This window comes from Pseudomonas sp. MPB23 (assembly GCF_046605395.1).
GTDB lineage: Bacteria > Pseudomonadota > Gammaproteobacteria > Pseudomonadales > Pseudomonadaceae > Aquipseudomonas.
The window spans coordinates 5,854,423-5,873,456 of record NZ_CP176771.1; the positions used below are offsets into that span (position 1 = coordinate 5,854,423).

The following is a 19,034-nucleotide window of genomic DNA, read 5'->3' on the forward strand; positions in this document are numbered from 1 at the left end:
TACGCGCAAAAAAAGCGGCGCTTCCTGCGCCGCTTGCCTTCAGACCGATCAGCGATGACCACCTCGGCCATCGCCTCGGTCGCCCCCATGACCGCGTCCGCCATTGCCCCAGCGATCGCCCCAGCCCTGATTCGGGTACGGCCGATAACCGGCACGCGGGCCTGCGGGGTAATAGCGCGGTGCCGGCTGGTAGTAACGCGGGGCCGGTGCGTAATAACGCGGCGCGGGGTAGTAATCGCGGCGATATTGATACGCCGGGCCCCCGCCGTAGTAATACACCGGCGCCGGTGCGGTGTAGACCTCGGAACGGTAGTAGCTCGCACCGCCATCGTAATAAGGCACACATGCGCAAAGGGTCAGACCGAGTAAAGCGATGATCAGCAGTCGTCGATACATGGCGGCCTCCTGGACCGCGAAAGAGCACCTCCAGCGACGCTGGGGGGCGGCATTCAGCTTTCACTGAATGACGAAATATCTGACATCAAAAAGCGAATCTGGTGCGATTCCGACACAGACTGAAACATCTGTTTCGGACGAACCGAGCGCCTCATTGCAGTGCGACGGCGCACCAGCACGACGCAGCGGTCAGCGCTTGCACGTTGGACGCTTGGCGCAAACCCGCGTGCTACAAGCCCGCGCCCCACTTGGCACGACTCTCGCTTTGCCTCTTGCGTGCAGGATTCATCACTGGTTCGCGGCACCACAATTTGCAATGGCCGACTAGGGTTCCGGCTCGCGAAACGCGAGTGGCTGGTCCGAGAGTTGGCGACCTCCAGTTGAGGTTACACGGCGGGATAAAAGCCCGGGAGACAAGCCACCGTTCACGGTGCCGCGTTGCTCCTGCTCGCCCTTGATCAACTGGAGAAGCCCCATGCCCTCAATCCGTTTACCCGCCCTGCTCGCCGCCGCCTTCGCCGCCCTGTTGAGCTTCCAGGCCCAGGCCGCCAGCAAAGACCACTTCAGCGTGTGCTGGACGATCTACGCTGGCTGGATGCCCTGGGAATACGCCGGCAGCCAAGGCATCCTCGACAAGTGGGCCAAGAAGTACGGCATCACCATCGACATGGTCCAGCTCAACGACTACGTCGAGTCGATCAACCAATACACCGCCGGCCAGTTCGACGGCTGCACCATGACCAACATGGACGCCCTGACCATCCCCGCCGCCGGTGGCGTGGACAGCACCGCGCTGGTGGTCAGCGACTTCTCCAACGGCAACGATGGCGTGGTCATCAAAGGCACCGGCAAGACGGTGGCCGACCTCAAGGGCATGAACGTCAACCTGGTGGAGCTGTCGGTGTCCCACTACCTGCTGGCCCGCGCGCTGGAATCGGCGGACCTGACGGAAAAAGACCTGAAAGTGGTCAACACCTCCGACGCCGACATCGCCGCCGCCTTCAACACCGACCAGGTGCAGGCCGTGACCACCTGGAACCCGATGCTCTCCGAGATCAAAGCCAAGCCCGGCGTCACCGAGGTGTTCGACTCGAGCAAAGTGCCCGGCGAAATCATGGACATGATGGTGGTCAATACCCAGACCCTCAAAGACAACCCCAAGCTGGGCAAAGCCCTGACCGGCGCCTGGTTTGAAGTGGTCGCCCTGATGAGCGCCAAAGGCGCCGCCAGCACCGAAGCGCTGGAGCATATGGCCAAGGCTTCCGGCACCGACCTCAAAGGCTTCCAATCGCAACTGGACACCACCAAGTTGTTCGCCACGCCCCAGGAAGCCCTGGCCTTCGCCACCAGCACGCAATTGCCGGCCACCATGCGCAAGGTCGCCGAATTCTCGTTCGAACACGGCCTGCTCGGCGAAGGCGCCAAGGACACCAGCGCCGTGGGCATGAGCTTCGCCAACGGTGTGACCAGCGGCGACAAGGCCAACCTCAAGCTGCATTTCGACCCCAGCTACGTGCAGATGGCCGCCGACGGCAAGCTGTAAGAGGACCCGGCCATGCGCCTGATCAACCGTCACCCGGACCGCTCCAGCCGTCTGTTGTTGGTGTTGCTACCGTTCGCCCTGCTGCTGTTCGCCTACTTCGTGGGCTCGGCCGAGCGCCTGGCGGACAACCCCAACGACAAGCTGCTGCCCAGCGCCGGGCAAATGATTGACGCGGTAAAGCGCCTGGCATTGCATGCCGACACCCGCACCGGCGAATACGTGCTGTGGCAGGACAGCGCCGCAAGCCTGCGCCGTCTCGCCATCGGCCTCGGTATCAGCGCCCTCGTCGGTCTGTGCCTGGGCATCGCCGTCGGCACGCTGCCGCTGTTCGGCGCACCGTTGTCGCCGCTGCTGACGGTGCTGTCGATGGTGCCGCCGCTGGCGATCCTGCCAGTCCTGTTCATCGTGTTCGGGCTAGGGGAATTGTCCAAGGTGATGCTGATCGTCATCGGCATCACCCCGGCGCTGGCCCGTGACCTGGAACAACGCGCACGGGAAATCCCCGTCGAGCTGCTGGTGAAGGCGCAGACCCTCGGCGCGTCCACCTGGACCCTGATGCTGCGCGTGGTGCTCCCGCAATTGCTGCCGCGCCTGTTGATCTCGCTGCGACTGATGCTCGGCTCGGCGTGGTTGTTTCTGATCGCCGCCGAAGCCATCGCCTCGACCGATGGCTTGGGCTATCGGATCTTCCTGGTGCGCCGCTACCTGGCGATGGACGTGATCCTGCCCTACGTGGTGTGGATCACCCTGCTCGCCTGGCTGATGGACTGGGGCCTCAAGGCCCTGACCCGGCGCGCGTTCCCCTGGTACGAAGGAGCGCGGGCATGAGTTTTATCAGCGTCAACAATGTGTGGCAGCGCTATGGCGACCAAGTAGTACTGGAAGGCCTGAACCTGCACGTGGCCGAGGGGGAATTCTGCACGCTGGTGGGCACGTCCGGCTGTGGCAAGTCGACGTTCCTGCGCCTGCTGCTGGGCCAGGAAACCGCCAGCAAAGGCCAGATCCTGCTGGACGGCCAACCGCTGGCCGCCGAACCGGACGCCAGCCGTGGCGTGGTGTTCCAACGTTACTCGGTGTTCCCGCATTTGACCGTGCTGGATAACGTCGCCCTCGGCCTTGAACTGCCGCGCTCGCCGTGGCTGGGACGGCTGTTCGGCAAGGCCAAGAAGGCCGCCCGCGAACAGGCTGCCGTGCTGCTGCACAAGGTCGGCCTCGGCCACGCACTGGACAAATACCCGGCGCAGCTCTCCGGCGGCATGCAACAACGCCTGGCCATCGCCCAGGCCCTGATCATGAAACCGCGCGTCTTGCTGCTGGACGAACCCTTCGGCGCCCTCGACCCGGGCATTCGCAAAGACATGCACCAGTTGCTGCTGGAACTGTGGCGCGAAACCCGGCTGACGGTGTTCATGGTCACCCACGACCTCAGCGAAGGCTTCAGCCTCGGCACGCGCCTGCTGGTGTTCGACAAGGTCCGCGTCGACCCCCACGCCCCCGGCGCCTATGGCGCCCGTATCACCTACGACATCCCTTTGAACAGCGAGCGTCGCAAGGCGCTCGCCGCCGAACTTGGAGCGACTTCCAAATGACCGATTCGACTCAACTGTTCCCGCCGTTCGCCGAAGAAATGCTGCCCGGCGGAGGCCACCGTTCCTTCGTGCTCAAGCGCGGCCAACTGCTGCGCCTCACCGATATCCGCGGGGGCGCCAACGTCAGCCTGACCCTGCTCAACGCCCACGAAAAAACCGAACGCCTGAACCTGCCCGACAGCCTCAAATGCCAACACACCGCCAAGCTCACCCGCGGCCATTGCCTGTACTCGGACATGGGCCGCGTGCTGGCCGCCATCACCGCCGACACCTGCGGCTGGAGTGACAGCATCGGCGGCGTGCTGTGCGCGGCCGAGGTGGCCGAGAAGTACGGCCAGGGTCGCTATCAGGAACTGCGCAACGGTTTCTATCGCAACGGCACCGACAACCTGCTGGTGGAATTGGGCAAGTGGGGCCTGGGCCTGTCCGACCTGCTGATGACCCTCAACCTGTTCAGCAAAGTCAGCGTCGACGACAACGGCGGCCTGCACTTCGTGCCGGGCAATTCCAAGGCCGGCGACTACATCGAACTCTATGCGCCGATGGACACCCTGGTGGTGCTCACCGCGCTGCAACATCCGATGGACCCCAACCCCGACTACGCCCCGCAACCGCTGAAACTGAGCTGGATGAACGCCGACCCGAGTGTCGCCGAGCACTGCCGCACCTCGCGCCCGGAAAACGAGCGCGGCTTTATCAACACCGACCGCCTGTTCGCCTGAGGAGCTGCCATGTCTATTGCACCGAAACAACCCGACACGGCGGTGTACCGCGCCACCATTCCCGCCGGCGAGCCGTGGCTGATGGAGGTCAAGGCCGGCCAGACCTTGCGCATCCTCGACCTGGAGGGCAACCAGGCGGTCGACACGCTGTTCTACAGCGTGAAAAACCCGCGCGAACGCTATGACGTGCAACGCACGTTGCGCCGCCAGAACAGCGTGTACCTGGGCACCGGCAGCGTGCTGTATTCCAACCTCGGCCATCCGATGCTGACCATCGTCGCAGACACCTGCGGGCGCCACGACACCCTCGGCGGCGCCTGCGCCCAGGAGAGCAACACCGTGCGCTACGCCCTGGAAAAACGCTACATGCACAGTTGCCGCGACAACTACCTGCGCGCCTGTACCCACGACGGTCGCCTGGGCAAAGGCGACATCGGCCCGAACATCAATTTCTTCATGAATGTGCCGGTCACGGCCGACGGCGGGCTGACCTTTGAAGACGGCATTTCCGCCCCCGGCAAGTACGTCGACCTGCGGGCGGAAATGGACGTGATCGTACTGATCTCCAACTGCCCCCAACTGAACAACCCGTGCAACGCCTACAACCCGACACCTGCGGAGTTACTCGTATGGAACTGAAAATTAAGCGTTTGCGCCGTTGGTTATTTGCACTCTGCCAGGCCCGAGCCGGGCAGTGCCTGCAAAACCGCTGAACCATGTGGGAGGGGGCTTGCTCCCTCCCACACTCATGACATGCACTGCGGACGACCGTAGTGCTCCCTCACTTTGCGGGACGGCCCGCAGGGTTTTGCCATGTTTGAAAAACTGTTGATCGCCAACCGTGGCGCTATCGCCTGCCGCATCCTGCGCACCCTGCGCGAGCTGCACGTCAAGGGCATCGCCGTATACGCCGAAGCCGATGCGGCCAGCCTGCATATCCAGCAAGCCGACGAAGCCTACAGCCTTGGCGAAGGCGCGGCGGCCGGCACCTACCTGGCGGTGGAAAAAATCCTCGCCACCGCCAAGGCCTGTGGCGCCAAGGCGATTCATCCGGGCTACGGGTTTCTGTCGGAAAACGCAGCCTTCGCCGAAGCCTGCGAAAACGCGGGCATCGCCTTTGTCGGACCGACGCCGGAACAACTGCGCGTGTTCGGCCTCAAGCACACCGCCCGCGCCTTGGCCAAACAGCATCGGATCCCCTTGCTGGAAGGCACCGAACTGCTCGACAGCCTCGACACCGTATTGCTGGCGGCTGACGAAGTGGGCTACCCGGTGATGCTCAAGAGCACCGCCGGCGGCGGCGGTATCGGCATGCGCGTGTGCCGCAGTGCCGCGCAGTTGAGCGAGTCGTTCGAGGCGGTCAAGCGCCTGGGGCAGAACAACTTCAGCGATGCCGGCGTGTTTATCGAGAAGTACATCGAGCACGCGCGTCACCTGGAAGTGCAGGTGTTCGGTGACGGCACCGGTGACGTCATCGCCCTCGGCGTGCGCGACTGCTCGGTGCAGCGGCGCAACCAGAAAGTCCTCGAAGAAACCCCGGCACCGAACCTGCCCGAAGGCATGGCCGATGCGTTGTGTGCGGCGGCCATCACCCTGGCCAAAGCGGTCAATTACCGCAGTGCCGGCACCGTGGAATTCATCTTCGACAGCGCCGACAGTCGCTTCTATTTCCTCGAAGTGAACACGCGCTTGCAGGTGGAACACGGCGTCACCGAACAAGTGTGGGGCGTGGACCTGGTGCGCTGGATGGTGCAACTGGCGGCGGGGGAAATGCCGCCGTTGAGCGCGTTGGATATAAAGCCCCGGGGCCACGCGATCCAGGCACGCCTGTATGCGGAAGACCCGGGCCGTGATTTCCAGCCGAGCCCGGGACTGTTGACCTGCGTGGAGTTCCCGCTGGCCGAGGGACTGCGGATCGACACCTGGGTGGAAGCCGGATGCGAGATTCCGCCGTACTTCGACCCGATGATCGCCAAGCTGATCACCTGGGCGCCCACCCGCGAACAGGCGCGCCTGGACCTGCATCGGGCGCTGAGCGACAGCCAGCTCTACGGTGTGGAAACCAACCGCGATTACCTGCGCCAGATCCTGCTCGCCACGCCCTTCGCCAGTGGCCGGCCCTGGACGCGCTGCCTCGAAGACCTGGTCTATGTCGCCGACACCTTCGAGGTGCTCAGCGCGGGCACGCAAACCAGTGTGCAGGACTATCCCGGGCGCCTGGGTTACTGGGCCGTGGGCGTACCGCCGTCAGGGCCAATGGACAGCCGCGCGCTGCGCCTGGGCAATCGTCTGCTGGGCAACGACGACGGCGCCGCCGCGCTGGAAATCACCATGAGCGGGCCGCTGCTGCGCTTCAATTGCGCGGCGGTCGTGGCGGTGACCGGTGCCGAAATTGCGTTGCACTTGAACGATCAAGCGGTGCCGATGAACACCGCGCTGCTGATCCCGGCGGGTGCCACCTTGAGCCTGGGCACCCTCGCCGGCGCCGGTGCACGCAGTTACCTGTGCCTGCGCGGCGGGCTGCAAGTGCCGGACTACCTGGGCAGCAAAAGCACGTTCACCCTCGGCCAGTTCGGCGGGCATGGCGGGCGCGCGTTGCGGGCCGGTGATGTGTTGCATCTGGCGCCGTTGGTGGACGTCAGCGTCGGGCAGCAGTGCGTCGCCGAACCGCTGGCGGCAGTGCGCACCCTGCGGGTGATTTATGGCCCTCATGGCGCGCCGGAATACTTCAAGCCCGAGTACATCGACACCTTCTTCGCCACCCAGTGGGAAGTGCATTTCAACTCCAGCCGCACCGGTGTGCGCTTGATCGGGCCCAAGCCTGTGTGGGCGCGCACGGACGGCGGCGAAGCGGGGCTGCACCCGTCGAATATCCACGACAACCCCTACGCCATCGGTGCGGTGGATTTCACCGGGGACATGCCGGTGATCCTCGGACCGGACGGCCCGAGCCTGGGCGGGTTCGTGTGCCCGGTGACGGTGATCGAGGCGGACCTCTGGCAACTGGGGCAACTCAAGGCGGGGGACAAGCTGCGCTTTGAACCGGTAGACCTGCGCACCGCCCGCGAGCTGGCCTTGAAATGGGACCACCCGGAGACCGAGGTGATGCTATCGCGAGCAAGCCCGCTCCCACATTGGCCCGCGTCGCCGGTGGTGTTGGATATCGGTCAGGAAGACACACGCCTGGTTGCCCGATTGGCCGGCGATACCCACCTGCTGCTGGAAATCGGCGCGCCCGAACTGGACCTGGTGCTGCGCTTTCGCGGCCATGCCCTGATGCAAGCCCTCGAAACCCGCGCACTGCATGGCGTGATCGACCTGACGCCCGGCATCCGCTCGCTGCAGATCCACTACCACCCCGAACAACTGCCCCTGGCCGACCTGCTCGCACTGATCGCCACCGAGTGGAGCGCCGTGTGTTCCACGCCCAACCTGCAAGTGCCGTCGCGCATCGTGCACTTGCCGCTGTCCTGGGACGATCCGGCGTGCCAGTTGGCCATCGACAAATACATGACCACCGTGCGCAAAGACGCGCCCTGGTGCCCGAGCAACCTGGAGTTCATCCGCCGCATCAACGACCTGGCCAACCTCGATGAAGTGCGCCACACCGTGTTCGACGCCAGCTACCTGGTGATGGGCCTGGGCGACGTCTACCTCGGTGCGCCGGTGGCCACGCCGCTGGACCCGCGTCATCGCCTGGTGACCACCAAATACAACCCGGCCCGCACCTGGACCGCTGAGAACTCGGTGGGCATCGGCGGCGCGTACTTGTGCGTGTATGGCATGGAAGGCCCCGGCGGTTATCAGTTCGTGGGGCGTACGTTGCAGATGTGGAACCGCTATCGGGCCGTCGAAGCGTTCAACGGCAAGCCGTGGCTGTTGCGGTTTTTCGACCAGATTCGCTTCTACCCTGTGAGCAGCGACGAGCTGGTGCGCATTCGCCGGGATTTCCCCCTGGGCCGCTTTGAGGTGAGCATCGAGGACAGCGTGCTGAACCTCGCGGATTACCAGGCCTTCCTGGCGCGGGAAGCCGCGGGGATCGACGCGTTTCGGGCGCAGCAGCAACACGCCTTCAACGCCGAGCGCGAGCGCTGGATCGCCAGTGGTCAGGCGCATTTCGACAGTGAAGAAGCGGCCCCGCTGCTGGGCGATGACACGCCGTTGCAGGCCAATGAATACAGCATCGACAGCCATATCGCGGGCAATCTGTGGCAGGTCCAGGTGGCGGCGGGGCAGCGTGTCGCGGCCGGCGATGTCCTGGTGATTCTGGAGTCGATGAAGATGGAGATTCCGGTGCTGGCGCCGTTTGCCGGCGTGGTGCGGGAGATTCCCGTGCAGCCGGGCAGCGGCATCGGCGCCGGGCAACGGGTCGTGGTGCTGGAACGGGACTGAGCGGGGCTGTATCGTGCAGGGACTTCCGAGGCCCTGCCCGACTACCCATGACCACACCGACCCTTTGCCCCGCCTGCGGTGCGCGCAACGACTGCACCCTGGCTGATCCACGTACCGCAGGCGGGGCCTGCTGGTGCTACAGCGTCACCATCGACCCGGCGGTGCTCGAAGCCCTGCCCGACGAACTGCGCAACAAGGCCTGCCTGTGTCCGCGCTGCGCTCAGGTTGACGAGCAACTGCGTCATGCGCGTTGATCGCTTCCTCAGCAACCTGCCGCGTTTCAATCGCCAGCAAGTGCGTCTGCTGCTGGTTGAGCGGCGGGTGAGCGTCGATGGCCTGGCGGTCAGCGATCCGCGCCATGAGGTGCGCGAATTCAGCCGGGTGTGCGTCGACGATGAAGTGCTGCAGGCGGGCAAGCCGGCGCGCTATTTCATGCTGCACAAACCCCAGGGCTGCGTGAGCGCCACGTCCGACCCGCAACACCCGACTGTGCTGGACTTGCTGAATGAACCGCACACCGACGAACTGCATATCGCCGGGCGGCTGGACTTCAACACCACCGGCCTGATGCTGATCACCAACGACGGCCAGTGGTCGCGGCGCCTGACCCAACCGCAGACCAAATTGCCCAAGGTGTATCTCGTGGACACCGAGCAAGACATCGGCCCCGAGTACGCTCCGACCTTTGCCGCCGGCCTGTACTTCGCGTTCGAGGACCTCACCACCCAACCCGCCGACCTGGAGTTGCTGGCGCCGCGCCAAGCGCGGTTGAGCATCGTCGAAGGCCGCTATCACCAGGTCAAACGCATGTTCGGGCACTTCAACAACAAGGTCATCGCCCTGCACCGCGAACGAATGGGACCGCTGGCGCTGGATGCGTCCCTCGCGCCCGGCCAGTACCGTGCGTTGACTGACGATGAGATCCGACAGGTCTGACGACCGTTCAGCCGGTGACGGACAAAACCCATTTCTGCGACTTGCGACATCCCGGGTCTGCTGCTTGAATCAAACCGTCAGCCACCGAGTGACTGGCGAGTCACCTATAACTTCCAAGAAATACTTTGCCCCGCCCGCGCTTGATCCACGGGCCTCTCCCGGCAAACAGCCCGCCATAACAATACCCGTCGGCCAGCCGTCATCGGATCGACATGGGCCCTCCTCTTCCAGGCGTATGCCTACCTGTCACAAAGCTCGTGCAGAGTGATCTGCGCGCCCTACCCGCTTGCCAGGAGTCTTACGACATGAGGCCAGAAATCGCTGTGTTGGATATACAGGGTCAATATCGGGTTTACACGGAGTTCTATCGCGCGGACGCTGCGGAAAAGACCATCATCCTGGTCAACGGCTCCATGGCCACTACGGCGTCCTTCGCCCAAACCGTGAAAAGCCTGTACCCGCAATTCAATGTGGTTTTGTACGACCAGCCCTACGCCGGTCGCTCCAAAATCCATAACCGCCATGAGCAGATGCTGACGAAGGAAGTCGAAGGCCAGATCCTCCTGGAACTCATCGACCACTTCGCCGCCGAACACGTGCTGTCCTTCTCCTGGGGCGGCGCCGCGGCCCTGGTCGCCCTTGCCCAGCGCCCCCGCCGCGTGGAAAAGGCCGTGATCAGCTCGTTCTCCCCGGTGATCAACGCGCCCATGCGCGACTACCTCGAACGTGGCGTCGACTATCTGGGCAACCTCGATCGACACGGCGTCGGCCACCTGGTCAACAGCACCATCGGCAAACACCTGCCGTCGCTGTTCAAGCGCTTCAACTACAAACACGTGAGCAGCCTGGCCGAGCACGAATACGGGCAGATGCACTTTCACATCAGCCAGGTGCTGTACAGCGACCGGCTGTGCTACCTCAAGGCTGCGCGGCAGATCGACGTGCCGGTGTTGTTCCTCAACGGTGAATGGGACGAATACACCAGCGCCGAGGATGCCAAGCTGTTCGGGCAATACGTGCCGAACAGTAGCTTCAGCACCCTCCAGGCCACCGGGCATTTTCTGGACATGGAGCACAAGGCCGCCTGCCGGGACAGTCGCGAAGCGGTGGTGAGCTTTCTGAAACCGGCGCGCCAGGCCAGTCGATTGCGTTATCACCAGGGCCAACCCCAACATGCATTCGCAATCTAAAATCCAACCCTCTGTAGGAGCGAGCTTGCTCGCGAAAATCGCCAACGATAACGCGTGCTCATGGGTTAACGCGGCGTTCTCAAGCTTTTCGCAAGCAAGCCCACGCCTACAGAGGTGTCCGTCCGCCGCCTGGGCAAACACCTGCAACCTGCACAATTTTCAAAGAAAAACTTCAAATCCCGGCGCACATCTGGTACAAAGTCAGCCGCTCTGAGCGGGTGTCGTATAATGGCATTACTCCAGCTTCCCAAGCTGATAACGAGGGTTCGATTCCCTTCACCCGCTCCATCCATTCCCGAGGCCTCAGCAACGCTCAAGCCTGCCTTCACCAAGCCAATAACCGTTAAACGCTAAACCTTGAACTGCTCGACCAGTTGCAGTTGTTGGTTTGCAAGGCTATTGAGCTGCTGGCTGACGTGAGCCGACTCACTCGCCTGCCCATTCAGCGTTTCTGTTACCACGCGAATTGCCGATACGTTGCGATTGACCTCCTCGGCCACCGCGCTCTGTTCCTCGGCAGCGCTGGCGATCTGAATGTTCATGTCAGTGATCACCGAAACCGCTTGCGATATCCGCTCCAGTGCCGCCGAGGCATCCCGTACTTGTTCGGCGCTTTCCTGCGCTTTGACGTGACTTGCCTGCATGGTGAGCACGACACCATCGGTACCGCTCTGGATTTCCTGGATCACTCCGCGAATCTGTTCAACAGAGTCCCGAGTGCGACTGGCCAGATTGCGCACTTCATCTGCCACGACCGCAAACCCCCGCCCAGTCTCTCCGGCTCTTGCCGCCTCGATTGCCGCGTTTAGCGCGAGCAGGTTGGTTTGCTCCGCGACGCCCCGGATGACCTCTAAAACGCCTCCAATCTGTTGACTGTTGAGCGCGAGCGCCTCGACCTCACGCACAGCGTTGCTGACCTCGTCTGCGAGGTGTTGGATATTCGCGGTGCTGCGCTCGATGATCGCGATACCGTCTTTGGTGGAGCGATCAGCGCCTTGTGCGGCGGTTGCAGCGTTCGAGGCACTGCGCGCCACTTCGCTGGCTGTCGTGCTCATTTCATGAGACGCCGTCGCAACCTGGTCAACCTCTCGGAATTGAGTCTCCATTCCGATGCTGGTCAGCCGGGCAATTTCCGAGGCTTGATTGGCCGTGCCCCGCGCTTCTGAAACACTTCCCTGGATGCTTTTGATAATGGGTTGAAGCTTGTTCAGAAAACGGTTGAATCCGTCTACCAGCGCGCCCAGTTCATCGTGTTGCACGTGACTCAACCTGCAGGTCAGATCGCCCTCACCCTCTGAGATATCCCTAAGCCTCGCGGCAACGGCATTGATGGGCCGGGTGATGCGCGTGGCCACTATCCACATCAACGCCAGGCCGACCAGCACCGCGATGGCTGCACCCGCGAGCGTGACGGCAACGCTCTGCTTCTCGGAACGGCTCATGATTGCTCGGAGTCGATCGGTGTTGGCGTCGAGGATGTGTTCAGGCAGGTCAATGATGACTGTCCAGGGCGTGGCGCCCGGGATTGGCACAAGCGGGAACGAGGCCCGGAATGTATCGCCGTAGTGGGCAACGACCGGAGCGTCTTGTTTGATTCGCGCCGCAAGAGAGGCCTCGCCCTCGCGAGCCCGTGGGTCGATTTTCTGCCCGATGTTCATCAGTTTGTCGCTACTTCCCGCGATGACACCGCTGGAGGAAATGATCGTGACGATGCCCGCCCCCTCAAATAGCTCTTTGCTGGCATTCATGACCGCGTCTTGCAGTGTGCTCAAGGCGATATCAACGCCGACGATGCCTCTTACTGCGCCGTCGATTAACAATGGCCGAGCCACCGTCGTCATCAGTAACGGTTGCCCGGTGCTGGTATCCAGATAGGGCTCCAGAAGGCAGGTTTTCCCCGTAGAAGCCGGACAGGTGTACCACATGTTGTAGGGCACGCCACTGATACCCGGCGCCGAGTTCGCCAGGTCTTTCTCGGTGATGGGGGTGTTAAGCCCCTGAGCGCTCGCTCGACTCCAATAGCTGGAAAAACGCCCGGATTCATTGGCCCCTTTCTCGAGGTCCCCGACATAACGCGCATCGGCCCCTGCCAATGCATCGGGTTCAAGTACCAGCCAGACGCCAAGTAATTGTGGGTTGTGCTGCAGGGCGACATTCAAGATTTTGTTTAGCTCGCTTCTCACCGTACTGGGCTGCAGCGTCGTAAACGTATCCATTTTTCCGACCTGCATGACGTGATCATGCAAGGCATTCACCACGGATAAACCGTCCTGGAACTCGGCTTTAATCTGCGACGATTTTTCGCCGGCCTTGGAGATAAGCAGGGCTTGAAGGCCTTCGGAAAACATCGCAATGGCTTCGTTACTGACCAGGTTGGAGCTTTTGGCATTTTGATACATGTTCAGACCGACGACGACGCCGATCAGCACCAGTAAGCAAAGGCCGGACAAAAGCACAATTTTCAGGCGAATAGAAATACTTCTGAACATGGCAGGCACTCTTAGCACCAAGGAAACGATTGTCATAAGGGATGACCCATCGCGGGAGGCCTTGCTGCACCTGAATGTACGGTGCGGCTCCCTAAGAGGGAGCCGCCGGCTCAATCTCAATCAGATACCCACGACCGCGTACGCGAGCGTCTACAGCTTGATCCAGGTAGCTTTCAGCTCGGTGTACTTATCGAACGCGTGGAGCGATTTGTCGCGACCGTTGCCCGACTGCTTGAATCCGCCAAAGGGGGCCGTCATGTCACCGCCATCGTATTGATTGATCCACACACTGCCTGCGCGCAGGGCTTTGGCCGTGAGGTGTGCCTTGGAGATATCCGCCGTCCACACCGCCGCGGCCAGGCCATATTGGGAGTCGTTGGCGATCGAGATGGCTTCTTCAACCGAGTCGAACGTGATGACCGACAGAACCGGCCCGAAAATTTCTTCCTGGGCGATTCTCATCGCGTTGCTGACGCCATCGAAAATGGTCGGCTGCACATACGTCCCGCCGGTTTCCTGAAGAACGCGTTCGCCACCGATGACCAACTGCGCACCATCCTTGTGGCCCGCCTCGATGTAGGCCAGCACGTTGTTCATCTGCTGAGTGTCGACCAGGGCGCCCACGTTCGTTTCCGGATCAAGCGGGTTGCCGGGGATCCAGCCTTTCAGCGCGTCGATGACCATCGCAAGGAATGTGTCTTTGATCGAGCGTTCGACGAGAAGACGAGAACCTGCGGTACACACCTCGCCCTGATTGAAGGCGATCGCAGCAGCCGCGGACTCTGCGGCGGCGTGCAGATCGGCAGCGTCGGCAAACACGATGTTGGGGCTCTTGCCGCCCGCCTCCAGCCATACACGCTTCATGTTGGATTCGCCGGAGTAGATCAACAGTTGCTTGGCGATCCTGGTCGAGCCCGTGAAGACGATGGTATCGACGTCCATATGCAAGGCGAGCGCCTTACCTACGGTGTGCCCGTAGCCCGGCAGTACGTTCAAGACGCCCGCAGGAATGCCCGCATCAATGGCCAATTGGGCGATACGAAGGGCGGTCAGCGGCGACTTTTCCGAGGGTTTGAGAATCACCGAGTTACCCGAAGCCAGCGCGGGCCCCAACTTCCAGCAAGCCATCATCAACGGGAAGTTCCACGGCACGATCGCCGCGACAACGCCGATCGGCTCACGGGTGACCAGGCCTAACTGGTCGTGAGGCGTCGCGGCCACTTCGTCGTAAATCTTGTCAATCGCCTCGCCACTCCAACGGATGGCGTCAGAGGCGCACGGCACATCGACATTCAGTGCGTCCGAAATCGGCTTACCCATGTCGAGCGTTTCCAGAAGCGCTAGCTCCTCTGCGTGCTGCTCCAACAGATCGGCAAAACGCAGCATCGCCTGCTTACGGGAAACCGGCGATGAACGCGACCAGACTCCGGCGTCAAACGTCGCACGAGCGACCTTTACGGCATGATCCGCATCGGCGGCATCGCAGCTGGCAACGTTGGCGAGAAAGCGCCCGTCGACCGGGCTGATGCACTCAAAAACAGTGCCTGCCGCAGCGCTCACATACGCGCCATTCACGAACGCACGTCCTTCGATCTTCAGCTGTGCAGCTTTGCTTTCCCAGTCGCTCAAAGTTAACGGTTGCATGGTTGTCCTCACGGTTCACGATGGATGGCCCAGGTCGAGCTGGCGTAATTCGTATGCTGGGTCACGGTTGAATGGGGGGCTCAGATAGCGGCTAAAAAATCCTGAAGCAGCAGGCGGCAGTTGGCTCGATTAGCCGCCTCTTTCGCCTGAATCTCTGCGCGCATTCGTTCTGGCAGGTCGCCGGCGTTGGCGAGAAAGCGCTGCCCTTCCTCGGTATGGCGCCAGTAGTCGGTCCAGGTATCGAACATCTGGGCGTCGATTTCCGGGTGGAACTGCACGCCCATGGACTTGCCTTTGCGGTAGGCCTGGGGCGCCAGATCGGTCTTGGCCAACAAGGTCGAGCCAGGGGGCGGCGTAAAGGCATCAAAATGGAAATTGAGCCACGGGCCTTTGTGGACCCACTCGTCCTGAAGCGTTTGAACTTCAGTCCAACCGATCTCCGCCGTGGAATTTCGATAGACCTGCCCCCCGAGTGCACGGGCGAGCAACTGGCTGCCAAAGCAGATTCCCAGGGTCGGCACGCCTCGCGCTTGAACCGCCTTCAGCCAGTTGAGCTCGGCGTCCAACCATGACAAACGATGGTCATAGGCCGATTCCGGGCTGCCCATCACCACAACGATGTCGAGCGCTTCCGGGGCTGGCAGGGCCTGGCTGATGGAGACGATATCCAAATCGACACCCTGCTCACCCAAGAGCTCGGGCAGGCTGCCGGGGACATCCGTATCGGAGTGAACAATTGCAATGGCGCGCAGCGACTTCATAAGCAAACCCTGACCGAAGCTCAATACTTATGAAACCATATCTTAAAGATAATTAGATGCCAAGCAGCTTTTTCAGGCCTGTTTGATGAGACTTTTCGCTCTGAATAGGCAGTTTCTTATACAAGACATGCCTTACGAGCACAAAAACAAGCTCGATTACGGGGTGACAACCGAAAATTTCTCTTGAAAGATCTGAAACCATATTTTAAATTGAATTCGTACTGCGGCCCCAGCGCCAGGCCAGGCCCAAAGCGGTCTCGGCCCGCACCACCCGCCAACCTACGTCGGTTGTCATGTGCGAATCGTGGGCAGTTCGCTTCTTCTAATAACGATCGAAGGTGTCCAAATGTCTTCCAGTCTTCCCACTACGCTCGAAGCTGCGCCCTACCTGGACGTGGCCAACCCTTCCTTTTCCATGCGCTCGAAGGAAGTGCTCGATGCGCGAGAAAAAAGCTGGTTCGCACGCACGCCTTATGGCATCGCCGTTCTTCGTTACGATGAAGTCAACGCACTGATTCGGGATCAACGACTGCGCCAAGGAAGCTACGCATGGCCGGCTCACAATAAGGCGACGGGCAGTTTTGCCGACTGGTGGATTCGGATGCTGCTCAGTCGCGAAGGCGCCGATCACTCGCGTCTTCGCCGTCTTGCGAACCCGGCTTTTTCGCCAAAGCTCGTGAGAAAACTCACACCTGTTTTTCAGGAAATGGCTAACGAAATCATTGATGGCTTCTCGAAGAAAGGCACCTGCGAATTCGTCGCGGACTTTTCCGAGCCCTACGCCACCCAAGTCATCTGCGCCCTCCTCGGCTTACCGCGCAGCGAGTGGCGAGGCCTGGCTCAGTTGGCAGTCGACATGGGCCTGGCGCTGGGCGTGACGTTCAAGCAGGACGAAGAAAAGATCAACGCAGCGACCGACAAACTGTTCGGTTATGCCGCCATGGCGGTTGAAACCCTGAAAAAGAACGGCCTGGGCGATGACTTCCTCAGCCTGCTGGTTAAAGCCAACGAAGAAGACAAAGCCGCGCTTAGCGATCAAGAACTGTACGACATGATCGTCCTCGCCATTTTCGGCGGCATCGACACCACACGTAACCAGATCGCCTTGGCCATGGACATGTTCGTCCAGCACCCCGATCAGTGGAAACTGCTGGGCGACGATCCTGAACTGGCACGAGCGGCTGTCGAAGAAGTCATGCGTGTGCGCCCGACCGTCACCTGGGTGACCCGCGAAGCGCTGGAGGACTTCAACTACCAAGGCCTGGACATCAAAAAGGGAACGACGGTCCACCTGTTCAGCCAAGCGGCCGGCACCGATCCGAGCGTATTCGAAAATCCCGGCTTCGATATCACGGCCAAACGCCAGGCGCACTTCGGTTTTGGCGCAGGTGCTCACCATTGCATCGGCCACTTCATTGCCCGCGGCGACATGACCGAAGCCTTGGCGCTTCTTGCACAACGCATCAAAAACCCGCGCTTCAATGGCCAAGTGCAATGGCTGCCGGACAGCGGTAACACGGGCCCGATTGCGATGCCCATGGCGTTCGATCCAGAGGTGTAATCATGAGCGCACCCACCATTGCGATAATCGGTTCGGGCCCATCGGGCTGCTACATAGCTCAAGCGCTTCGACGTGAATGGCAGGACGCCGAGATCACGCTGATTGAAAGACTGCCGGTTCCATACGGCCTGGTCCGGTACGGTGTCGCGCCTGACCACCCAGGTACGAAGGCCGTGACCCGGCAATTTGAACGAATGTTCGAGCGCGAGAACATTCAGTTCCTGGGGAACGTTCATATTGGTAGCGAACTGTCACTCGCCGATCTTCGTGCGGCCTACGACATTGTGGTGGTTGCCACGGGCCTGTATGGAGATCGCAAACTCGGCGTGCCGGGTGATGCACTCAATCATATCTATGGCGCCGGGCAGATAACTCGCTTGCTCAACGATCACCCGGACGAAGAAGGGTTTTCTCCAAGCTTTGGCACGCGTCCGATCATCGTGGGCAATGGCAACGTCGCCATCGATGTGCTGCGACTGCTGGTCAAAAAGGGCCAGGAGTTTCATGGCTCGGACCTGTCCCACGAAACTCTGGCCCATCTGACCAGCAGCCCGATAGAACACATCGATGTCGTCGGTCGATCTCCGGCCGCATGCGCAAAATTCGACACGGTGATGATCAAAGAACTCGCCAAACTGGCCCATGTGCAATTCGAGTTCAACGACGAGCCTGGTCTCGAATCGGTCGATGACCCGCTGGCCAGAGCAAAGGTACAAGCGCTGCTCGCACTGACTCAATCGGCTGGTGAATCTGACCCAACCAAACGCTCAGTCACCTTCCACTTTGGATGGACACCCATTCGTGTGGCCGGCGTCGACCATGTGGCAGGCCTGGTGCTTCAAGACACGCAAAACCCCGAGCGCCAGTGCAGTATTCCGGCGACGAGCATTATCACGGCGATTGGATTCGAAGAGCGCCCAGGGCTCGATCTGTGCCGCGCCGACCTCTCATGCCCAGGCGCCGATTTATCCAACGGTTTTCTGGATGACGGACTGTATTGCACGGGCTGGTTCCGTCGAGGGCCCACCGGCACGATCCCGGACAATCGAGCGGATGCCAGGCACGTGGCCGAGCACATCGTGAAGGCCGTGACGACAGGCGACCTGGCGCTTGGGAAACCCGGTTATGGCGCGATCGCAAAGGCCATCAACCGCCCGACTGTTTGCTACGAAGACTGGACGCGCATCGATATGGCTGAACTGAAAAATGCCCCTCTCAACCGCGCACGCCGAAAATTTCGCAACAAAATGGCCATGTTGGGCGCTGCCCAGTCCCATCCAGCAGGAGAACACCACAAATGAACATTCATGTCCTCTACGGCACAGAAACCGGCAACGCTGAAATGGTCGCCGACGATATCGTCGATGCACTCAGCGCAGACGTGAGTATTGAAAGCTTCGACATGTCTAAATACTCAGTCGCCGATCTGTCGAATGACGTGTTCTATTTCATTGTGTGCTCGACCTATGGTGACGGCGAACTTCCGCAATCGGCTCAGCCGTTCTTCGAAGCGCTGAACCGTCAACAACCCAATCTGTCCGGACTTCAGTTCGCGGTCTTTGGTCTGGGCGACAGCTTCTATGAAACCTTCAATCGGGGCAGCGAGATCATTGCGCAGGCACTGATTGAGTTGGGAGCCGAGCAAGTGGGCGAACGAGGGATACACGACGCCAGCGCAGGGCAACTGCCCGCTGACATTGCAATGCCTTGGGCCAAAGCCGTTTTGTCAGGGCTGTGAACGAGACCATCAGCCCGATGACGATCGTCCGAACCAGCGCCTTCGGGCGCTGTGTGAATGACCGTTGTGACGC

16 protein-coding genes, 1 tRNA gene, 1 pseudogene and 1 riboswitch are annotated in these 19,034 nt (G+C 61.3%); of the genes and pseudogenes, 13 read left to right on the forward strand and 5 right to left on the reverse strand.

Annotated features, from left to right (window positions below; genetic code table 11):
* Positions 1-48: 48 nt before the first annotated feature.
* Complete coding sequence (locus ACLH0J_RS26580) at positions 49-396, reverse strand: hypothetical protein (RefSeq protein ID WP_411389750.1); 348 nt, start codon at positions 394-396, stop codon at positions 49-51.
* Between the two features lie 313 nt (positions 397-709).
* A riboswitch (guanidine-I (ykkC/yxkD leader) is annotated at positions 710-811 on the forward strand.
* A 60-nt stretch (positions 812-871) separates the two neighbouring features.
* On the opposite strand from ACLH0J_RS26580, the gene ACLH0J_RS26585 reads away from it, so the two are divergent.
* The 10 genes from ACLH0J_RS26585 (at position 872) to ACLH0J_RS26630 (ending at position 11,056) form a co-directional block, all read left to right on the forward strand.
* Positions 872-1,939, forward strand: a complete 1,068-nt coding sequence (locus tag ACLH0J_RS26585) for a putative urea ABC transporter substrate-binding protein (protein WP_411389751.1) — start codon at positions 872-874, stop codon at positions 1,937-1,939.
* A gap of 12 nt (positions 1,940-1,951) precedes the next feature.
* On the forward strand, positions 1,952-2,767 hold the full coding sequence (locus ACLH0J_RS26590) for an ABC transporter permease (protein ID WP_411389752.1): 816 nt from the start codon (positions 1,952-1,954) through the stop codon (positions 2,765-2,767).
* Complete coding sequence (locus ACLH0J_RS26595) at positions 2,764-3,528, forward strand: ABC transporter ATP-binding protein (RefSeq protein ID WP_411389753.1); 765 nt, start codon at positions 2,764-2,766, stop codon at positions 3,526-3,528. Before ACLH0J_RS26590 ends, ACLH0J_RS26595 begins: the two co-directional genes overlap by 4 nt.
* On the forward strand, positions 3,525-4,250 hold the full coding sequence (locus ACLH0J_RS26600; protein ID WP_411389754.1) for an urea amidolyase associated protein UAAP1: 726 nt from the start codon (positions 3,525-3,527) through the stop codon (positions 4,248-4,250). The genes ACLH0J_RS26595 and ACLH0J_RS26600 overlap by 4 nt, the downstream gene beginning before the upstream one ends.
* Before the next feature lie 9 nt (positions 4,251-4,259).
* Positions 4,260-4,889: an urea amidolyase associated protein UAAP2 gene (locus ACLH0J_RS26605; RefSeq protein ID WP_411389755.1), complete on the forward strand. Its 630-nt coding sequence runs from the start codon at positions 4,260-4,262 to the stop codon at positions 4,887-4,889.
* Positions 4,890-5,063: 174 nt separating this feature from the next.
* The gene (gene uca / locus ACLH0J_RS26610) at positions 5,064-8,642 is read left to right on the forward strand and encodes an urea carboxylase (protein WP_411389756.1); all 3,579 of its coding nucleotides are present in this window, start codon (positions 5,064-5,066) and stop codon (positions 8,640-8,642) included.
* Between the two features lie 47 nt (positions 8,643-8,689).
* Entirely contained in the window at positions 8,690-8,896 is a 207-nt protein-coding gene (locus ACLH0J_RS26615) for a cysteine-rich CWC family protein (RefSeq protein WP_411389757.1), read from the forward strand.
* Entirely contained in the window at positions 8,886-9,578 is a 693-nt protein-coding gene (locus ACLH0J_RS26620) for a pseudouridine synthase (RefSeq protein WP_411389758.1), read from the forward strand. The genes ACLH0J_RS26615 and ACLH0J_RS26620 overlap by 11 nt, the downstream gene beginning before the upstream one ends.
* Positions 9,579-9,883: 305 nt before the next feature.
* The gene (locus tag ACLH0J_RS26625; protein ID WP_411389759.1) at positions 9,884-10,768 is read left to right on the forward strand and encodes an alpha/beta fold hydrolase; all 885 of its coding nucleotides are present in this window, start codon (positions 9,884-9,886) and stop codon (positions 10,766-10,768) included.
* A 214-nt stretch (positions 10,769-10,982) separates the two neighbouring features.
* A tRNA-Gly gene (locus ACLH0J_RS26630) sits at positions 10,983-11,056 on the forward strand.
* Between the two features lie 62 nt (positions 11,057-11,118).
* Here ACLH0J_RS26630 and ACLH0J_RS26635 read toward each other — a convergent pair.
* The 4 genes and pseudogenes from ACLH0J_RS26635 to ACLH0J_RS26650 all read right to left on the reverse strand — a co-directional run bounded on the left by ACLH0J_RS26635 (position 11,119) and on the right by ACLH0J_RS26650 (position 15,662).
* A complete protein-coding gene (locus ACLH0J_RS26635; RefSeq protein ID WP_411392897.1) occupies positions 11,119-11,874 on the reverse strand; it encodes a methyl-accepting chemotaxis protein in 756 nt (251 codons plus the stop codon).
* Positions 11,875-11,976: 102 nt separating this feature from the next.
* Positions 11,977-13,293 (reverse strand): annotated as a pseudogene (locus ACLH0J_RS26640) (HAMP domain-containing protein); the annotation flags it as partial.
* Positions 13,294-13,407: 114 nt separating this feature from the next.
* The gene (locus ACLH0J_RS26645; RefSeq protein ID WP_411389760.1) at positions 13,408-14,901 is read right to left on the reverse strand and encodes an aldehyde dehydrogenase; all 1,494 of its coding nucleotides are present in this window, start codon (positions 14,899-14,901) and stop codon (positions 13,408-13,410) included.
* Between the two features lie 80 nt (positions 14,902-14,981).
* Complete coding sequence (locus tag ACLH0J_RS26650; RefSeq protein ID WP_411389761.1) at positions 14,982-15,662, reverse strand: type 1 glutamine amidotransferase; 681 nt, start codon at positions 15,660-15,662, stop codon at positions 14,982-14,984.
* 346 nt (positions 15,663-16,008) lie between these two features.
* Between ACLH0J_RS26650 and ACLH0J_RS26655 the strand changes: the two genes are divergently transcribed.
* The 3 genes from ACLH0J_RS26655 to ACLH0J_RS26665 are packed head-to-tail and all read left to right on the forward strand — an operon-like array spanning position 16,009 to position 18,961.
* The gene (locus tag ACLH0J_RS26655; RefSeq protein ID WP_411389762.1) at positions 16,009-17,223 is read left to right on the forward strand and encodes a cytochrome P450; all 1,215 of its coding nucleotides are present in this window, start codon (positions 16,009-16,011) and stop codon (positions 17,221-17,223) included.
* Positions 17,224-17,225: 2 nt separating this feature from the next.
* Positions 17,226-18,524 (forward strand): FAD-dependent oxidoreductase, encoded by a 1,299-nt coding sequence (locus tag ACLH0J_RS26660; protein WP_411389763.1) that lies wholly within the window; start codon positions 17,226-17,228, stop codon positions 18,522-18,524.
* Positions 18,521-18,961, forward strand: coding sequence for a flavodoxin domain-containing protein (locus tag ACLH0J_RS26665; protein ID WP_411389764.1), 441 nt, complete (start codon positions 18,521-18,523; stop codon positions 18,959-18,961). Before ACLH0J_RS26660 ends, ACLH0J_RS26665 begins: the two co-directional genes overlap by 4 nt.
* The last annotated feature ends 73 nt before the right edge of the window (positions 18,962-19,034 follow it).